Genomic DNA, 2,956 nt, shown 5'->3' with positions numbered 1-2,956 from the left:
GTAGGAGAAAACAACCAATCCACAGCATCTTAAACAGCATAGTCGAACCTATTGAAAAGGTAAAGAAAGACTATGACTAATACTAATAGTAGGAGGAATCAATGTATGTTATCTCTTTTTGTTCTGTTAATTGCTATAGTAATGATGGTTTTAACTTTTGCCGCGGATGCAATTATGAGAAGATTACCATTCGTCTCGGGGCTAATTGGAGTTTTGTTTCTGATCTATTCCTTCCCAAGATTGAAAGATGTTATACCAGGAGAGGCTACAACCAGTATTTTTGCAATTATAGTACTGGTTGAGCTGACTATTTTTGTTTTGCTTAGATTTGAACAGACCAGCGGGCCTGTGACCATTGCTTCATCTATGTTCTTTATAGGAATTGCAATGATAATATATGGCAGCAGCATAGAGTTTGCAACATGGCAAAAGGCTGTCTTTGTGACTTTCATATACGTACTTTCTGCAGGAATTGTGCTGGCTTCTAACTTGATGAGCACCAAAGTTGACTGTAGTGCTAAAAGAAATATCTTTACTAGTATAATAGCTTCAGTTTTATATGCTATAGCAGCTGGGATTAATATTTTCGTCATTTTAGGTTGCATTTGGGCTAAGTATATTAAAGCTAATTTTTCACAGAGCTTTTATAACAGTTTTGACATCGGTGGACTGGTTGTAATAGTGATTGGCATGATTGCTACAGCCATAATAAGCATAATCAGAGATTTAAGCCAGACCCCTCAGAATGAGCAAGTGATTGATAAAATTATTCAATAACACCTGTTGGCAGCAGAGTAGCCCTGTGAGTCAGTGGGGACGTTTCAGTTTGACTCATTTTGCGAACCAAAATGAGTCAAACTGAAACGTCCCCACTGACTCACATTTTTTTAGATTAATGCCACAACAATTTTCTATCGTTAATAAGATTGTAACCGTAATTTTATTTCATTTTAATTGAATTGCATGCATATAAGCGCAATAATGATTTGAAAATGATAAAAAAGCAATTGTCAGGAGGGACATCATGAGAATTTTAGGAAACATTTTATGGATTATCTTTGGAGGACTTTTCAGTGCAATAGGATGGTGGCTTGCAGGAATCTTATGGTGCATTACCGTAGTCGGAATTCCGGTGGGTATCCAGTGCTTTAAGCTTTCATCAATCTCTTTGAATCCTTTCGGAAAAGAGATCGTGGATGAGGGCGGAGCAGTTTCATGCCTCTTAAATATTCTGTGGATATGCTTTTCCGGCATCGAGCTTGCGATCACAAATGCGGTTCTCGGATGCATTTTATGCATAACAATTGTGGGAATTCCTTTCGGAAAGCAGTTCTTTAAAATCGCGAAACTGGCTCTTTTCCCATTTGGCACCAAGGTTGTAAGAACAAAATATCTCTGATTCATAAACGAGGGGAAAAAAAGATTGAACGACTTCACGATCTTGAGCAAGAACTTACGGTTTATTCTACAATGATAAGCGGAAAAGTAGTAAAATAGTTGCATGAAGAAACTTGATCGTGCAACTAAATATACGATCCTTATATGCATTGGACTAGTAATATTCAATGTTATCTTTGGTTTTGCCCTTAGCAGAGTGGCAATAAATGCCCTCAGAACGCAGATCAACGAGCGTATGCTGGATATATCCAACACGGCAGCAGCTATGTTAAACGGCGATGAGCTTGCGAAGATAACGGCTGATGACTATGGCTCTCCGGAATATAATAGCGTCATGAAGACCCTCACGTATTTCCAGGATAACATTGAGCTCTCTTACATCTACTGCATTATACAGGTCAGTGAAAAAGAGTTTGTCTTTGGTGTTGACCCTACCATCGAGGATCCGGGGGAATTCGGTTCTCCTATCGTTTATACAGATGCTTTGTACAATGCCAGCAAGGGAACAGCAGGTGTAGATGAAATTCCTTATGCGGATGAATGGGGCGAGTTTTACAGCTCCTATTCACCTGTGTTTGACTCAAAGGGCAATGTGGCCGGTATTGTGGCAGCGGATTTTAGTACTGACTGGTATAATCAAAGGATCAGGCAGCTCTTTTACATTATTGTCGCCTTTATTTCCGCGGCGCTTATTGTCGGTATTTTCTTGGCTGTCATGATCACAGGGCAGTACAACAAATTATTTATTGCTCTTGTAGATAAGATGAACGATCTTTCAAACGGCATTGAGACTCTGTTAAAAGAGGTTGATTCCAGCGAAGATGACTTTGGATATTTTGCTCTCTCAGATACAGACTCGGATAAGAGCGTGAATGATTCGGTCAAACTCCTTGAGGAGAAGATCGTTATCATGCAGATGAGACTGACGAACCAGATAGAGGTCATCAGATCTCACGCCTACATTGACGTCCTTACGGGAGTGAATAACAGAAACTCCTACATGGAGTATCTGCAGATTCTTGAAGATAAGATAGCCGGTAATCCTGAGCTGGTATTTTCGGTAGTTGTGTTTGATATCAATCAGCTCAAGATGATCAACGACGACTTTGGTCATGACCAGGGCGATAAGCTTATCATTGAGGTGTCAAAAGAGATTCTTCAGGTATTCGGAGGTAACAGGATATATAGGGTTGGCGGCGATGAATTCGTGGCTATCCTGGATGACCTGGATCCTTCAGAGAAGATACTTAAGGTAAAAGAGCTTTTGACCAACAAGATTTCCATCGGATATGCGACCTATGATCCTAAGATAGACAGGACATATTCTGATGTATTCCACAGGGCAGACAACGCCATGTATGTGGACAAGCGGGAATTCTATAAGACCCATGAGGACCGCAGAATGAAGAGAAACTGAAAAATTTAAATACCCTTATCCGGGTATTTTTGAGCCCCAGGGACGGAGTCCAATGTCATTAAGTTAAGGGTCGCGAATCAATCAAAGATATAATAAAGAGAGACTGATAGCATTATTTCAGTCTCTCTTTTGCTTTTTATG

Annotated in this window: 3 protein-coding genes; all 3 read left to right on the top strand. The window is 39.9% G+C overall.

Annotated elements, in window-relative coordinates:
* Positions 1-105: 105 nt before the first annotated feature.
* The 3 genes from G589_RS0117515 (at position 106) to G589_RS0117505 (ending at position 2,815) form a co-directional block, all read left to right on the top strand.
* A complete protein-coding gene (locus G589_RS0117515; protein ID WP_026523010.1) occupies positions 106-777 on the top strand; it encodes a hypothetical protein in 672 nt (223 codons plus the stop codon).
* A gap of 247 nt (positions 778-1,024) precedes the next feature.
* Entirely contained in the window at positions 1,025-1,399 is a 375-nt protein-coding gene (locus G589_RS0117510; protein ID WP_026523009.1) for a YccF domain-containing protein, read from the top strand.
* 102 nt (positions 1,400-1,501) lie between these two features.
* A complete protein-coding gene (locus G589_RS0117505) occupies positions 1,502-2,815 on the top strand; it encodes a sensor domain-containing diguanylate cyclase (RefSeq protein WP_026523008.1) in 1,314 nt (437 codons plus the stop codon).
* Positions 2,816-2,956 lie beyond the last annotated feature (141 nt).

Source organism: Butyrivibrio sp. VCB2001 (assembly GCF_000423965.1).
Classification (GTDB): Bacteria; Bacillota; Clostridia; order Lachnospirales; family Lachnospiraceae; genus Butyrivibrio.
Note: the sequence above shows the minus strand (reverse complement) of the source record. Positions and strands in the feature narration are given on the sequence as shown.